The following is a 14,326-nucleotide window of genomic DNA, read 5'->3' on the forward strand; positions in this document are numbered from 1 at the left end:
GGAATCAGGGTGCGGCGGAGTAGGGGATGGCGTCGGGTTGGTCGAGATCGGCGTCGCGCCAGGAGACGCGGTTGCGGCCGGTCTGCTTGGCGCGATACAGCTGGGCGTCGGCAGCCTCGAACAGCGCCGCCAGCGATTCCTGGCTGCCCGGCTCCAGGGTGGCGCCGCCCACGCTGGCCGTCAAGACGGGCGCCACGCCGGAAGCCTCGTGTGCGATGGCGAGCGCCGCCACGGCGTCCACCAGCTGCGAGAGCACCTGGCCGGCCTCCAGGGCGCCGGTCTCCGGCAGCAGCAGGACCAGTTCCTCGCCGCCGTAGCGCGCCGCCAGGTCGCTTGGCCTGCGCATGGCGCCGGCTGCGGCCCGGGCCACCGAGCGCAGCGCGCGGTCGCCGGCCGGGTGGCCGTAGCGGTCGTTGTACTGCTTGAAGGCGTCGATGTCGAGCAGGGCCAGCGAGAGCGCGCGCCTGCCGCGCCGCGCACGCTGCCATTCGAGGGCATAGACTTCGTCGAAGCGGCGCCGGTTGGCCAGTTCCGTCAGGCCGTCGATGTTCGCCAGGCGCTCGAGCATCCTGCGCTGGCGCACCACCTGCAGGTGCAGGGCCACGCGCGCCATCACCACGGTCTGGTTGAAGGGCTTGACGATGTAGTCCGCGGCGCCCATCTTGAGGCCGCTGGCTTCGTCTTCGGGACGGTCCAGGCCGGAAATGAAGATGACCGCGATGTGTTCCAGCTGCGGATCGGCGCGCAGGCGCCGCAATACCTCGTAGCCGTCCATGTCGGGCATCATCACGTCGAGCAGGATCAGGTCGGGCTGGTGGCGCGCGGCGCGCTCCAGGGTCTGGGCGCCGTTCTTCGCGAGCAGCACCGTGTACTCGGGCTTGAGCAGCTCGCCCAGCACCTCGCGGTTGACCGCGTCGTCGTCCGCCACCAGCACCTTCTGCATTTCCACGCCGTTCACGCCGCGCCCTCCACGTCGAGCGCCAGGGTGGCGGCGAGCCGCTCCAGCGGCGCCAGTGCGGCCTGGTATTCGATGTCCGCTACCGCGCCGCGCACTTCGGCCAGCACCGGCGCATGCTCGCCGCCGCCCAGCAGCGCTTCGAGTTCGGCCAGCGCATCCTCGGCCCTGGCGTCGTCGCGCCGCAGGAATCCGTCCAGGCGCGCCACCAGTTCGGCCACCGCGCGCGGCTCGAGCTGGCGCGGCCGGGCCGCGTCGGCCAGCTGGGACAGGGCCGCCAGCACGTTCTCGGCCGCCGTCACCAGGGCCGGCACCTGGGCCGCCAGGTGCGCCGCCTGGCCGTTGCGCAGGTCCTGTTCGAGGCGGTGGGCCGCCGCCGACAGCTCGAAGGCGCCCACGTAGGCAGCGCTCGACTTGAGGTTGTGGGCCAGCGATTGCAGGCGCGGATGGTCGCCGCCGCCCAGGGCTTCGCGCAGGATGCGCGGTGCCTGTGCATACTCGCGGACAAAACTGCTGGCGCGTTTCTCCAGGCGGTGGCGCTGGCCGTCGACCTTGTCGAGGGCCAGGCGCCAGTCGAGGCCCGGCACGGCGGGCAGGTCCGGCCGGTCGTCGCTGCCCGCGACGGAGGGCACCTTCTCTGGCTTGCCCCGGGGCGGCAAGGGGCGTCCCGCCAGGCGGGCCGGGTCGATCCACTTGAGCAGGGTGCAGAACAGCAGGTCCGGGTCGATCGGCTTGGTGACATGGTCGACCATGCCCGCTTCCAGGCTCATGGCGCGGTCGCTCGGCAGCGCGTGCGCCGTCATCGCCACGATCGGCAGGCTGCGCATGCGTGGATCCTTGCGGATTTCGCGGGTGGCGTCGAGGCCGTCGCGTTCCGGCATCTGGATGTCCATCAGCACCAGGTCATAGTCGCCCGCCAATGCCATGCGCACCGCCTCCACGCCGTTGAAGGCGACGTCGACCTGCATGCGGGCCGCGGCCATGAAGTCCAGGGCCACTTCGCGGTTGTTGGCATTGTCTTCGGCCAGCAGGATGCGCGCGCCGTCCAGGCGCGGGATGTCGGCCGGCGACGGGAGGCCGGGGGCGGCGGCGCCCGCATCCAGCAGGCCGAGCTGGGGATGCAGGGCCTGCAGCATGCTGTGGTAGAGCAGGGCCGGCCCGACCGGCTTGTGGAGGAAAGCGTCGACCGGCAGTTCGCCCTCCTGTTCGAGGACGGTGTCGCGGGTGCACACCGAGACCATCAGGATCGCCGGCGGAGCGTCGCCGCCTACCGTCCGATGGATGCGGCGGATGGTCTCGACGCCGTCCAGCCCCGGCATCAGATAGTCCATCAGGACGATGTCGAAGGGCGCGCCGTCGCCGCGGGCGCCGGCCAGCGCGGCCAGGCATTCCTCGCCCGAGGCAACGGTGTCGGCGCGCACGCCGATCCCCTCCAGCATCTCGGCCAGGGCCGCGCGGGCGGTGGCGCTGTCGTCCACCACGAGTGCGCGGACGTCGCGCAGGGTCGCCTGGCGCAACACCCCGGTGTCCTCGGGGGCGGCGCCGAGGGGCACCGTGAAGGCGAAGCGGCTGCCTGCGCCCGGGGTGCTGGTGGCGGCGATACGGCCTCCCATGAGTTCCACCAGCTGGCGCGAGATCGACAGGCCGAGGCCGGTGCCGCCGTATTTGCGGGTGGTCGAGCTGTCGGCCTGGCTGAAGGACTGGAACAGGCGGCCCAGCTGTTCGGCGTTCATGCCGATGCCGGTGTCGGACACCGAGAATTCGAGCGTCACGCGGCCGTCGGCATTGCCGACGCATTCGACCGAGACCACGATTTCGCCCTGATCGGTGAATTTGACGGCGTTGCCGGTCAGGTTGACCAGCACCTGGCCCAGGCGCAGCGGGTCGCCCACCAGGCGCTGCGGCACGCCCGCCCCGACGCGATAGACCAGCTCGACGCCCTTGGCATCGCTCTTGACGCTGGTAACGGTCGCCAGGTGGTCCAGCATCTCGTTGAGGTCGAAGGGGACGGACTCGATCGACAGCTTCCCGGCCTCCATCTTCGACTGGTCGAGGATGTCGTTGACCAGGCCTAGCAGGTGTTCGCCCGCACCCAGGATCTTGCCCAGGTAGTTGCGCAGCCGCGGCGGCGCGTCGCCCATCAGGGCCAGCCGGCTCATGCCGATGATGGCGTTCATCGGGGTGCGGATCTCGTGGCTCATATTGGCCAGGAATTCCGACTTCATGCGCGCTTCGGCTTCGGCGCGCAGCATCGCCACCTGCACGGCCTTGCCGCGCAGGTTCAGGATGCGCAGGAACAGGAGCATGTCGATGGTCACGCCCAGCTGCAGCGAATGCATGGTCCAGAAATTGGCCGGGACCTTGCCGATGGCCAGCAGCGACTGTGTGAACGCGCCCATTACGCTGAACACCCAGCTGAGCAGGAAGTAGGTGCCGATCGGGTCGCCTTCGCGGACGCGGCGCCAGGCGCCCGGCAGGCCGAGCAGCATCGGCGCGCTGGCCACGGTCATCGTGAACACGATCAGGATGCGGTGGTCGAGCAGGCCCAGGCACCACAGCAGGCCGGCGCCCGCGCAGAGGCCGGCGCCGGTCTTCATCACGAGGCTGAAACGCCGGTCCCGGCCGGGACGGGCCAGCACCTCCTCGACGAAGAGGTAGGCGCCGGTCGCCGCGATCATGGAGGACAGGCCCATCACGTGGCGGCTGAACCAGACCTCGCCGCGCCACAGGAACTGCTCGCCGACGCCGAACCAGACCATGCCGTACAGGGTCAGGCCGCCGACGTACATGGCGTACTTGACGTAGATGATTTCGCGGATGCTGATCCACTGGCCGAGGCTGTAGGCCAGCAGGCAGGCCGCGATCCCAAGCAGCAGGCCCTGGATCATCTGCTCGCGCAGCGAGGCCTGGTGGAAGGCGTCCGGCTGCATGAAGCTGACCGGAGCGATGCGAGGACCCTTGGCGTCGACCCGCACCAGCAGGGTGTAGTCGGCGCCGGGTTTCAGCTTGAGCGCCGCGGCCGGCACCCGCCCCTTGAGGGCGCCGTGTTCCTCCAGGCGCCGCCCGCTGCTGGCCAGCTTGCGCGGCTGCCCGTCTTCCACCAGGTAGAACTCGACGTAGTCGAGGATGGCGTAGTCGATTTCCACCACCCAGTCGCCCGGCGCGTCGGGCGCGACGCGTAGCGGGATGCGCATCCAGTGCGGGTCCTGGACCAGCTTGAGCACGCCGTGGGCCAGCCCGGGCGCCTCGTAGCGCCCATCGGCAGCCAGGGCGCCCCGGGCGTCGAGCTGAGCGCCTTCGTCGAGCAGGACGGTGAGCGCCGGCCAGGCATCGACCTTCGCAGCGTCACGCCCGAGGACCAGCGGCGCCGGCGCGGCCTGCGCGCCCTGCGCAGCCAGCAGGAGGAGGAACAGCGCCGCGCACAGCAGGCGCAGCGCGGCGTGAAGGGAAGTCGGGCGCGTGGAGGCGGTCATGCGCGTGGCGTCCCCGTTTCCCCGGCCAGGCGGGCTTCGATGCGCTGGACCCAGCGCGGCGCCTTCGGATCGACCCGCCAGGCATCGGTCGTCTCGGCCACCTGGCCGAGCAGGGCAGCGGGCAGGCGCAGCGGGCGGGTCTGGTCCATCAGGAAGCGGGTCACGAGGCGGTAGCCGGCGGCGCGGGTGAACATGCGGGTGATCGAAAAGCCGGGGAAGAACACGCGCACGCCGGTGTCGAACAGGCGGATCAGGGCGAAGCCGCCGGCGAACAGCATGCGCGAGGGGAGCGGCACGGGCTTGTCCAGGTTCAGGTCGTCGCTGGCGTCCTTCCCGCAAAGGAAGCGCGTCAGCAGGGTCGGGAAAGGCTTGAGGAGGCGCAGCGGAATCTCGTTCTCCATCGCGCGCATCAGGCTGGCCGCCAGCGCCGGGCGCGGATCCGGCCGGCGCAGTTTCGCGCGTCCGCGCGCCTGCATCTCGTCGAAGCGCGCCTGCGCCTCGTCCATGGTCCAGGCCATCAGCGGGCGCTCGATGCCAAGCAGGTGGCCGAGCACGTTCCAGGCGTGCAGATAGGCTTCTTCGTCCTGGGGAGACAGGCCCAGGCCGAGCCGGCGCAGGCCGCGCAGGAAAACGAAGTTGAAGGTCAGGAGGGTGTAGGCGAGTTCTTCCTGGTTGCAGGGCAGGCCGTCGCGGGCGCTGTCCCAGCCGTGCGCGTACAGCACGTGGTAGATGCCGCCGCCGCTCGGGGCAATCGCAGGCAGGCTGGGCGCGGCGGCCAGCAGGCCGGGGTCCTGCGGCGGCGCGCCGCGCAGGATCAGGTGGCGGATGGTGGCGTGGATCAGGCGCACCTTGAGGGCCTGCGCGACACCGCCCCCCTCTGGCGTGCACAGGCCGCCGCGCATCATGACCGGGAAGATCATGGCGGCGGTGGAGCGGATCCGGTAGTCGGTATGCTGTTCCAGCTGGCCGGCCGCCTGCAGCACGCTCGACAGGTCGGGCAGTACGTAGCACTCCGGCAGGCTGGCGCAGAACAGCAGGGTGCAGGAGAGCATGCTCATGTCCATGAACACGGTCTCCGCGCGGGCGATCTTCACCGGGTCGGCCCAGTCGGGCAAGGCAGGGCAGGCAGACAGGTAATCCTGCAGGGCGGCGCCGATGCGCGGGTCGGTATCCGGCCCCGGCGTCCAGTTGCGCAGGCCGCCGTTGCTCTCCCAGCGGACGATTTCGCGGTTGATGGCGGCGACCCGGTCGGCCATTGCGTGGGCGGACTGCGCGCCGTCGAGCATGCGGGCGACGGCGTCGTCGGCCGGCGGGTCGGCCCGCATCGCGGGGGAGATCGGGTGGACAGCGTCGCGCTTCATGCAGCCTCCTACAGTCTTGCCGGTTGTGGTCGGGGATCCTTAGAAACGGACGTCCAGGCGCAGGTCGGCCGTGCGCGGTGCGGTCGGCGTGGTCATGCCGAAGCTGTCGACGATCGACGGCCGCACCTTGTCCTCGATATTGCGCACCCGCGCCAGCACGCTCCAGCGCGCGCCATCCGGTTGCCAGGACAGGGTGGCGTCGGTACTCGTGTACGAGGGCACGCGGTAGACCAGCAGCTGGCTCGGCACCGAGATCGTCGTTTCGCCGCTGGCGCGCGTGAACACGCCGCCCGTGAGCTGGCCGCCGGCGACGGGCAGGCGGTGCTGGTAGCCGAGGGTGTAGACGTGGCTTGGCGCCCGGTCGAGCTTGCGGCCGGCCCAGGAGACGGCCGGGGTGGCCATGTAGCTGACGTAGCGCGCATCCAGCAGGGTCACGCCGTAGTTCAGGCGCCCGCCCGCGCCCACGCGCAGCTCGCCGTCGACTTCCACGCCGCGCGAACGCGCCTGGCCGGCATTGGTGGTGAGCAGGCGCGGCGCACCGGCGACGATGGCGTTGCCGGTCAGCTGGAGGTTGGTGTAGTCGTAGTGGAAGACGGCGGCGTTGACCGTCAGGCGCCCGTCCAGCAGGCGCGACTTCAGGCCGCCTTCCCAGGCGCGCAGTTCTTCCGGCTGGTAGTAGAGGAAGTCGGGCGCGACGGCGACCGCGGCCGGGCAGGGGATGCCGAGCGCGGTGGTGCCGGCGATGCAGCCGTCGTTGAAGGCGCCGGCCTTGTAGCCGGTGGCCAGGCTCAGGTAGGCCAGGGTGTGCGCGGCCACGTCGCCTTCCAGGCCCAGGCGCCAGGTGGTGCGCGCGGTGGACATGTCGGCCGCGTTCAGCAGGCGGCGGTCGGTGGCGGGATTGAACACGGGGCCCTGCTGGAAATCGGTCGAGCCGACCCGCCATTTGTGGTCGAGGGTGCGGCGCGCGCCCGCGGTCAGGCGCAGGTCGCCGCGCATGCGCCAGGTCAGCTGGCCGAAGGCGGCGCGGCTGCGCGCATTGGTCACCAGCGGGAAGGAATAGTAGGGCGGCAGGCCGACCGCGCGCAGGCCCTCGAAGGCATAGCTGGTGTCCGATTCTTCCGCGAAGTGGTACAGGCCGGCCTGGGCGCTGACCGGGCCACTGCCATTGGTGGCGATGCGCAGCTCGTGCGAATCCTGGGTGTTGGCGCCGTCGTAGTTGTTGATCACGCCGAGCGCGATCGGCGGCGCGAGCGAGATCCGGTAATAGTAGTTGTTGACCATCTGCTGGTCGAGTTCGCGGCGCGAGCCGAGGTAGTAGACGGTGGCGGGGCCCAGGTTCCAGCTCAGGTCCGCGCTGAATCCGCGCGCGCGGCGCTCCTGCGCTCCCTGCCTCGGCGCGATGTTCACCGGCCGGAAGCCCATGGTCAGGCGCTCGTCGGTCGAGCCGGGGCGCCACTGCGGCTTGCCGCTGGAGACGCCGGTATAGAAGTTGGTGTCAGGGACGATGCGGTCATTGTTGTCGCTGACTTCGCTGTGGTCGTAGCGCAGCAGCAGGGACGCATCGCGGCCGATCGCCAGTTTCGCCGAGAGGCGCGCATCGCGGTCGTCGCGGTCCATGCCGGGCCTGAAGGCGCTACCCTGGCCGTTCTTCAGGAAGGGATCCTGACGGCGGGTGCTGACGGCGGCGCGCAGGGCCAGCGCGTCGTTCACGGGGACGTTGACCACGCCCTCGGCCTTGCGGTTGCCGTAGCTGCCGGCTTCCACCGCCACGCGGCCTTCGAGCTGGCGCGTGGGCGCGTTCGAGATCACGTTGACCAGGCCGGCCGTGGTGTTGCGGCCGTACAGGGTGCCCTGGGGACCGCGCAGCACTTCGATGCGGTCGACGTCGAGGAAGTTGGCAGTCTGGCCGGCCGGGCGCGCGATGTAGACGCCGTCCAGCATGAAGGCGGCCGAGGGGTCGCCCTTGTCGGTGGTGTCGTTGTTGCTGATGCCGCGGATGGTCACGCGCAGGCCGGAGAAGGCCTGGTCGATCTGCACATTCGGCAGGCGTGCGCCGAGCGCGGCGGGGTTGTCCAGGCCCATCTCGCGTAGCTGCTCGCCGCTCACGACGCTCATGGCGACCGGAGTGCGCGAGGCCAGCGAGGCGGTGCGCTGGGCGGTGACGACGACTTCGGGAACGGCGTTGTCCTGCTTGTTTTCTTCCTGCGCGTGCACGATGTTCATGCACAGACCCGATACTGCGACGGCCAGCAGCGTTTGCGCCGGACGGACCTGCTTTGCTTTCATGTAAAACAACTCCCTGGTTTCGTTTTTGTTGCATGCCCCATAAGGGGCGGCATCCGATTTATTTTTTTTGGGGCAATGTTGATTGCGCGTGGGATGCGAGAGCGGGAAGTCTAGCAGGTAGTGATCAAAGGAAATAGCATTATGAAATAAATGAACGCAAATACGACTTTGCTACAACGCCTCCCTTGACAATCTGGTCGATTCGTCAACGCGACGGCGCCGGTCGCTCTGCAAGGGTGGCAGCACCAGATGACGGGATCATGAACGCTCACGTGCGCCACGACGGCCGGGTTTGACTTACTTTTCGGACAATAAGATGCGCCGCGACTGGGGGCGCCGACAAGGAGACCGCATGTCCCGTTCTTCACGATCCTGCCTGGCCGCGGCGCTGCTGGCCACCGCTGCCGCCAACGCTTCGGCGAAAGAGCCGAGCTACACCAATCCGCTGCCGCTGCGCCTGGCCGACGGCAGTCTGGCGGAGAGCTGCGCCGACCCCTCGATGCTGCGCGACCGCACCACGACGCCGACCGTCTGGTACATGTACTGCACCATGGACCCGGTGAGCTACAGGGAGCGCGAGGGCAAGGGATGGAAGTTCCGCATGATGCCGGTCTACCGCTCGGTCGACCTGGTCAACTGGTACTTCGTGCGCGACGCCTTCGACAAGCGCCCCGCGGGCCTGGCCGGTCCCAAGGCGGGCCTGTGGGCGCCGGAGCCTGTCTACCAGAACGGCAGCTACTACCTTTACTTCACCGTCACCGACGTGGCCGACGCCCATAGTCCCGAGAAGGGATGCGAGGCCGACAGCGCCATCGCGGTCGCCACCAGCGCCTCGCCCTCCGGCCCCTGGACGCCGGCCCGGGACCTGGTGGTGGCGCCGCGCCGCGCGGGCCCGGGCTGCAACTTCCAGTGGACCTTCGACCCCGACCTCATCGAGGACGGCCAGGGCGACCGCTTCCTCTACTACGGCAGCTATGGCGGCGGCATCTACGTGCAGCGCCTGTCGCGCGACGGCCTGAAGGTCGAGGGCGACGCCGTGCGCATCGCGGCCGCCAACCGCTACGAGGGCGCGGAAGTGGTGCGCCACGGGGACTACTGGTACCTGTTCGCCTCCAGCACCGACTGCTGCCGCGGACCGCTGACCGGCTACGCCCTCTACGTCGGCCGCGCGCGCAGCCCGGAAGGGCCATTCCTCGATCGCCAGGGCAACGACATGGCGGCAAGCCGGGTCGGCGGCACGCCGGTGCTGCAGCAGAACGGCAACCGCTGGATCGGGGCCGGCCACAACACCGTGTTCCAGGACCCGGCCGGCCAGTGGTGGACCTTCTACCACGCCGTTGACCGCGACAAGGGCTACTTCAGCGTCGCGGACAAGCTGACCCGCCGTCCGCTGCTGCTGGACCGCATCGACTGGGTTGAGGGCTGGCCGGTCGTCAACCGCGACCAGGGGCCGTCCGACACGCCGCAGCCGCGGCCGGCCATCAAGCCGGGACCGCTGCAGGCGGCGCCGGCGATCGCGAACAAGGCGCCCGCCGCCACGCCCATCTGGACCGATCGCTTCGAGGGCGACAGGCTGGACCCGCGCTGGGCCTGGATACGGCCGCAGGCGGCGGGCAGCTGGGCCGGCGGCCAGCCGGGCCTGCGCATGGCGACCCAGCAGACCGACCTGCATGAAGACACCGACAGCGCCGCGGTGCTGGCGACCCCGCTGCCGCCCGGGGACCTGCGCATCGAAGCGCGCCTGCGCCTGGACGCGCCGCTCGACTGCTGCGCCAGCCCGGTGCAGGCCGGCCTGGTCATCATGCGCGACGACGACAACTACCTGAAGCTGGTGGAGCTGGCCCACAACGGGCTGCGCCAGGTCGAATTCGGCAAGGAGCTCGCCCCGGTCGGCAAGGGCTATCCGCGCTACGGCAACACGGTGGTGGGCACGCCGGGCGAATGGACCTGGCTCAGGATCGACATCCGCCGCGACGGCAAAGAGGAGCGCTACACCGCCTGGTCGAGCCAGGACGGCAAGGACTGGGTGCGCGGCGGCACCTGGACCCACACACTCGGCGGCGCGGCGAAACTAGGCCTGGTGGCGATGGGCGGCGCCGGGCACGCCGTCACCTTCAGCCAGCTCGGCCTCATGCGCCTCGGGCGATAGGGAGGAGGCGGGAGCATCGTCCGCGTGGGCGCGCACCGACCAGGCGACGCCCGCCACCAGCAGGCCGATTGCCGCCAGTTCGAGGGGGCGCGGCCCCATGCCGCGGTAAATGAAACCGTAGAGCAGCGCGAACAGGGTCTCGAACAGGATCAGCTGGCCGGACAGCGTCACCGGCACGCGGCGGCTGGCCACGTTCCACAGCTGGTTGCCGATCATCGAGGCGCCCAGCGCGACCACGATGTTGCAGCCCCAGAAGAGCAGCCAGTCGCGCGACGGCGAGGGCCGCCACGCGGCGCCCGCGCCCCAGGCGCCCAGGCCGATCAGCAGGGCGATGACGCCGGTGGCAAGGCCGTACAGGGCCGACCACTGGGCGCTGGAAAACTGCGGATTGCGCTTCAGGAAGCGCGCATTGTCGAGGGCGTACCAGCCCCAGCACAGCAGCGCGCCCGCCGCGGCCAGCACGCCCAGTCCGATCGCAGTAAAGGACGCACCCGGCCCGGCATGGGCAAAGGTGTCGATATTGATGCAGGCGATGCCGGCCGCCACCAGCAGCAGGGGCAGGGCGAGGCGGCGCAGCGGCACGGCGCCGTGGTCGTTGCGGCCCAGCAGGGTCACGAGCACCGGCAGCATGCCGATGATGAGCGAGGTCGGCGCCACGCCCGCATACTTCACGCCGACCGCCAGCAGCATGTAATACACGATGTTTCCGGCCAGGGCGTGGCGCAGCAGGGCGGCGTAGTCGCCTGGCGCCAGGGTCGAGAGCAGCAGCTTCAGGCGCGGCAGCAGCAGGCCGAGGGCGAAGGCCCCGTAGGCCACATAGCGGCCCACGGCCATCTCCAGTGGAGAAAAAGCCGCCAGCAGCTCGGGTACCACGAACACCATGCCCCACAGGGCGCCGGCCAGCAGGCCGCACAGCACACCGATCCACATACACCGCACCGCTTCCAAAACGACGATTCTACCGCGCGGCAGGCAATCCGGCCGGCCCCGGCCAAGGCCGGTTCAGCAGGACGGCCCCGGATAATAATTATTTGCTAGTATTAATTCATAAGATTCCAACACCGGCCAGGAGACAGGATTGACCCCATTGGCGTTGCGCCTCGCCGGCGCGGTGCTCGCGGCGCTCTTATCGGCGCCGATGACCGCGCACGCGCAGGTCGAAGTCCGCATGTGGACGCTGCTCAGCGGCGGCGACGGCGCGCGCATGTCCGATCTGGTGCAGCGCTTCAATGCCAGCCAGCGCGATGTGCGGGTGGTCAGCACCACGCTGAAGTGGGGCGAACCCTTCTACACCAAGCTGATCACGTCCTCGGTCGTGGGCGCCGGGCCGGACATCGCCACCGTGCACCTGTCGCGCATGACCAACCTGGCCGGCGGCGGCGTGCTGCGCCCGATCGCGCCGCACGAGCTGCAGGACGCGGGCCTGGCGCCGGGCGACTTCTATCCGCGCCAGTGGCAGAAATCCCAGCACGCCGGCAAGACCTACGCGATCCCGGTCGACCTGCACCCGCTGGTCCTGTACTACAACAAGACCCTGGCGGGCAGGGCCGGCCTGCTCGACGCAGCCGGCGCGCTCAAGCCCATCCAGGGCTTCGATGCGCTCACCGATGCCTTCCGCGCCGTGCGCCAGGCCACCGGCCGGCCCGGCATGACGATGGAGAGCAGCCAGAGTTCCTATGCCATCTGGCGCCTGTGGATCACCATGCTGGCCCAGCGCAACGCGCCCCTGATCGAGAACGGGCGCTTTGCCTATGGCCCGGCCGGGGTCGATTCGCTGGCGCGCATCAGCAGCTGGTTCAAGGCCGGCTATGCCCAGCCGGGCCTGGATTACGCGGCGTCGACCAGCCAGTTCATGGGCGGGAATGCCGGCTTCATGATCAACGGCGTGTGGGAGGTCCCGGAAATGGTGCGCGCAACGGGGCAGGGCACCCTCGGCTTCGAGTACGGCATCGTGCCGCTGCCGCGCATGTTCGGCAACGACAGCGTCTGGGCCGATTCCCACGCCTTTGCGATTCCGGCCAACGAGGGCCGACCGATGTCGCAGCAGAAGGCGCGCGCCGTGATGCGCTTCATCGCCTTCGTCAGCAGGAACTCCCTGGGCTGGGCCCAGGGCGGCCACGTGCTGGCCTACCGGCCGGTGGCCGAATCGCCGGAGGCCCGCGCCCTGCAGCCGAACCGCGCCTACGCCGAGGTGCCGCGCCACGTGATCTACGACCCGGACGCCTGGTATATGGGCGCGGCGGGTCCGCTGGAGGCGATGGCCTCGAAATACCTGCCGGCGGCGCTGTCGTCCCAGCTGGCGCCGGGCCAGGCCCTGCGCATGTTCGAAACCGAGGCCGCGCGCCTGATCCGCAAGCGCCCGCCGCGCTACTGAGGCCAGTCCATGCCTGCCAACCGACCAACCGTGAAACGAGGCGACACGCTGCCGGCAGCCCTGCTGCTGGCGCCGTTCGCCGTCACCTTCGTCCTGTTCTTTTTCCTGCCGGCGCTCGACACCTTCTACATGAGCCTGACGGAGAGCAGCCTGACCCGCACCAATGCCTTCGTCGGCCTGGACAACTACTTCGCCCTGGTGCGCGACCCGTCCTTCTGGGCCGCGGTCGGCAACACCTTCTACTTCGCCCTGCTCACCGTGGTGCCGCTGACGGTGCTGGGGCTGGTGATGGCCCTGCTGGTCAACCACTTCACCCGCGCCAGCAGCTGGCTGCAGGGCGCTTTCTTCCTGCCCTTCGTGCTGCCGATCTCGGTGATGACCCTGATCGCCGACTGGATGCTGCAGCCGTCTTCGGGCGTGGTGAACTACGTGCTCGGCATGCAGCGCGCCTGGTTCGCCGACCTGACCTGGGCCATGCCGATGGTGGCGATCGGCACCATCTGGTGGACGGTCGGCTTCAACATGCTGATGTTCCTAGCCGGCCTGCGCAACATCCCGGCCGAGCTCTATGAAGCGGCGGCGCTGGACGGCGCGCGCGGTTTCACCCTGTTCCGCACGATCACCTGGCCGGCCCTCCGCCCGGTGGCCGGCATGGCCCTGGTGCTGCAGCTGATCGCCTCGATGAAGATCTTCGGCCAGACCTATATCATGACCACGGGCGGCCCCTTCAACACCACCCGCGTGACGCTGCACTATATGTACGAAACCGCCTTCACCCAGAGCGACGCCGGCTATGCGGCGGCGATCGCCATGGCGTTTGTCGCGATCGTGATCGCGCTGTCGCTGGCCCAGGCGGCCTTCGCGGGCTGGCTGTCGCGGAGGGATGCATGAACAAACGGGCAGGTTTCGGCTGGACCGTCGCCGGCGCGCTTGCGGCCCTGCTGCTCGCCGCGATGTGGGTCGCGCCCCTGCTGTGGGCGATGAGCACGGCCCTGCGTCCCGAGCACGAAACGGTGTCCGCCGTCTTCCACTGGCTGCCCCAGGACTGGACCCTGGCGGCGTTCACCAAGGTGCTCGCCGCCGGCAACGTGGGACGCTGGCTGTTCAACAGCGCCCTGGTCGCCTTCCTCGTCACCGTCGTGACCATGGCCCTGAGCCTGATGGCGGCCTATGCCTTCTCCCAGCTGCGCTTCCGCGGCCGCACCCTGGTGTTCGCCATCACCATGCTGGCCTTCCTGGTGCCTTTCGAGGCGCTGCTGGTGCCGCTGTTCCGGATGATGAACCAGCTCGGCCTGATCAACAGCTATGCCGGCATCGTCCTGCCCCAGGTGGTGGCGCCCGTGGTCATCTACGTGTTCAAGCAGTTCTTCGACGCGATTCCCGCGGACTTCCGCGAGGCGGCCGTCATGGACGGCGCCGGGCCCTCGCGCATCCTGTGGAGCGTCTACCTGCCGGTGTCCGGCAACATCGTCTGGGCGATGGCCATCGTTACCTTCATCGGCGCATGGAATAACTTCCTGTGGCCCTTCATCATCGTGACGTCCAACGACATGATGACGATTCCCCTCGGCCTGACCCAGACCTACGACGCCTTCGGGGTGCGCTATGCCCAGCTGATGGCGGCGGCGCTGGTCGGCGCGCTGCCGGTGGCGCTGGCCTATGTCGTGTTCCAGCGCCGCGTGACCCACGGCTTCCTGGCCGCGACCGGACTGAAAGGATGATTCGTTT

The 14,326-nt window shown here is 69.5% G+C and carries 9 protein-coding genes; 4 read left to right on the forward strand and 5 right to left on the reverse strand.

Going from position 1 to position 14,326, the window contains the following annotated elements; translation table 11 throughout:
- Positions 1–4: 4 nt before the first annotated feature.
- The 4 genes from ACQ7JA_RS09455 to ACQ7JA_RS09470 are packed head-to-tail and all read right to left on the reverse strand — an operon-like array spanning position 5 to position 8,075.
- The gene (locus ACQ7JA_RS09455) at positions 5–958 is read right to left on the reverse strand and encodes a diguanylate cyclase (RefSeq protein WP_430896939.1); all 954 of its coding nucleotides are present in this window, start codon (positions 956–958) and stop codon (positions 5–7) included.
- Positions 955–4,428 (reverse strand): response regulator, encoded by a 3,474-nt coding sequence (locus ACQ7JA_RS09460; RefSeq protein WP_430896941.1) that lies wholly within the window; start codon positions 4,426–4,428, stop codon positions 955–957. Before ACQ7JA_RS09460 ends, ACQ7JA_RS09455 begins: the two co-directional genes overlap by 4 nt.
- Complete coding sequence (locus ACQ7JA_RS09465; protein ID WP_430896943.1) at positions 4,425–5,789, reverse strand: oxygenase MpaB family protein; 1,365 nt, start codon at positions 5,787–5,789, stop codon at positions 4,425–4,427. Before ACQ7JA_RS09465 ends, ACQ7JA_RS09460 begins: the two co-directional genes overlap by 4 nt.
- Before the next feature lie 39 nt (positions 5,790–5,828).
- Positions 5,829–8,075 (reverse strand): TonB-dependent receptor, encoded by a 2,247-nt coding sequence (locus ACQ7JA_RS09470; protein ID WP_430896945.1) that lies wholly within the window; start codon positions 8,073–8,075, stop codon positions 5,829–5,831.
- A gap of 352 nt (positions 8,076–8,427) precedes the next feature.
- Here ACQ7JA_RS09470 and ACQ7JA_RS09475 point away from each other — a divergent pair, with 352 nt between their 5' ends.
- Positions 8,428–10,224, forward strand: coding sequence for a family 43 glycosylhydrolase (locus ACQ7JA_RS09475; protein WP_430896947.1), 1,797 nt, complete (start codon positions 8,428–8,430; stop codon positions 10,222–10,224).
- Here the strand turns inward: ACQ7JA_RS09475 and ACQ7JA_RS09480 are convergent.
- The gene (locus tag ACQ7JA_RS09480; protein ID WP_430896949.1) at positions 10,147–11,154 is read right to left on the reverse strand and encodes a DMT family transporter; all 1,008 of its coding nucleotides are present in this window, start codon (positions 11,152–11,154) and stop codon (positions 10,147–10,149) included. The genes ACQ7JA_RS09475 and ACQ7JA_RS09480 overlap by 78 nt on opposite strands.
- A 148-nt stretch (positions 11,155–11,302) precedes the next feature.
- Here ACQ7JA_RS09480 and ACQ7JA_RS09485 point away from each other — a divergent pair, with 148 nt between their 5' ends.
- Genes ACQ7JA_RS09485 through ACQ7JA_RS09495 form a run of 3 tightly spaced genes read left to right on the forward strand, consistent with a single transcriptional unit; the run spans position 11,303 to position 14,319 of the window.
- The gene (locus tag ACQ7JA_RS09485) at positions 11,303–12,598 is read left to right on the forward strand and encodes an extracellular solute-binding protein (RefSeq protein WP_430896951.1); all 1,296 of its coding nucleotides are present in this window, start codon (positions 11,303–11,305) and stop codon (positions 12,596–12,598) included.
- A 30-nt stretch (positions 12,599–12,628) separates the two neighbouring features.
- Positions 12,629–13,489 (forward strand): carbohydrate ABC transporter permease, encoded by an 861-nt coding sequence (locus tag ACQ7JA_RS09490; protein WP_430896953.1) that lies wholly within the window; start codon positions 12,629–12,631, stop codon positions 13,487–13,489.
- Positions 13,486–14,319 (forward strand): carbohydrate ABC transporter permease, encoded by an 834-nt coding sequence (locus ACQ7JA_RS09495; protein WP_430896955.1) that lies wholly within the window; start codon positions 13,486–13,488, stop codon positions 14,317–14,319. Before ACQ7JA_RS09490 ends, ACQ7JA_RS09495 begins: the two co-directional genes overlap by 4 nt.
- Positions 14,320–14,326 lie beyond the last annotated feature (7 nt).

The sequence above is a fragment of the Massilia sp. BKSP1R2A-1 genome, assembly GCF_050586525.1.
In the GTDB taxonomy this organism is placed as follows: domain Bacteria; phylum Pseudomonadota; class Gammaproteobacteria; order Burkholderiales; family Burkholderiaceae_D; genus Telluria.

What these genes read in the sequence shown, in the direction of transcription:
- ACQ7JA_RS09460 (WP_430896941.1), bottom strand. Translation starts at nt 4,428, where the DNA reads ATGACCGCCTCCACGCGCCCGACTTCCCTTCACGCCGCGCTGCGCCTG.
- ACQ7JA_RS09465 (WP_430896943.1), bottom strand. Translation starts at nt 5,789, where the DNA reads ATGAAGCGCGACGCTGTCCACCCGATCTCCCCCGCGATGCGGGCCGAC.
- ACQ7JA_RS09470 (WP_430896945.1), bottom strand. Translation starts at nt 8,075, where the DNA reads ATGAAAGCAAAGCAGGTCCGTCCGGCGCAAACGCTGCTGGCCGTCGCA.
- ACQ7JA_RS09475 (WP_430896947.1), top strand. Translation starts at nt 8,428, where the DNA reads ATGTCCCGTTCTTCACGATCCTGCCTGGCCGCGGCGCTGCTGGCCACC.
- ACQ7JA_RS09480 (WP_430896949.1), bottom strand. Translation starts at nt 11,154, where the DNA reads ATGTGGATCGGTGTGCTGTGCGGCCTGCTGGCCGGCGCCCTGTGGGGC.
- ACQ7JA_RS09495 (WP_430896955.1), top strand. Translation starts at nt 13,486, where the DNA reads ATGAACAAACGGGCAGGTTTCGGCTGGACCGTCGCCGGCGCGCTTGCG.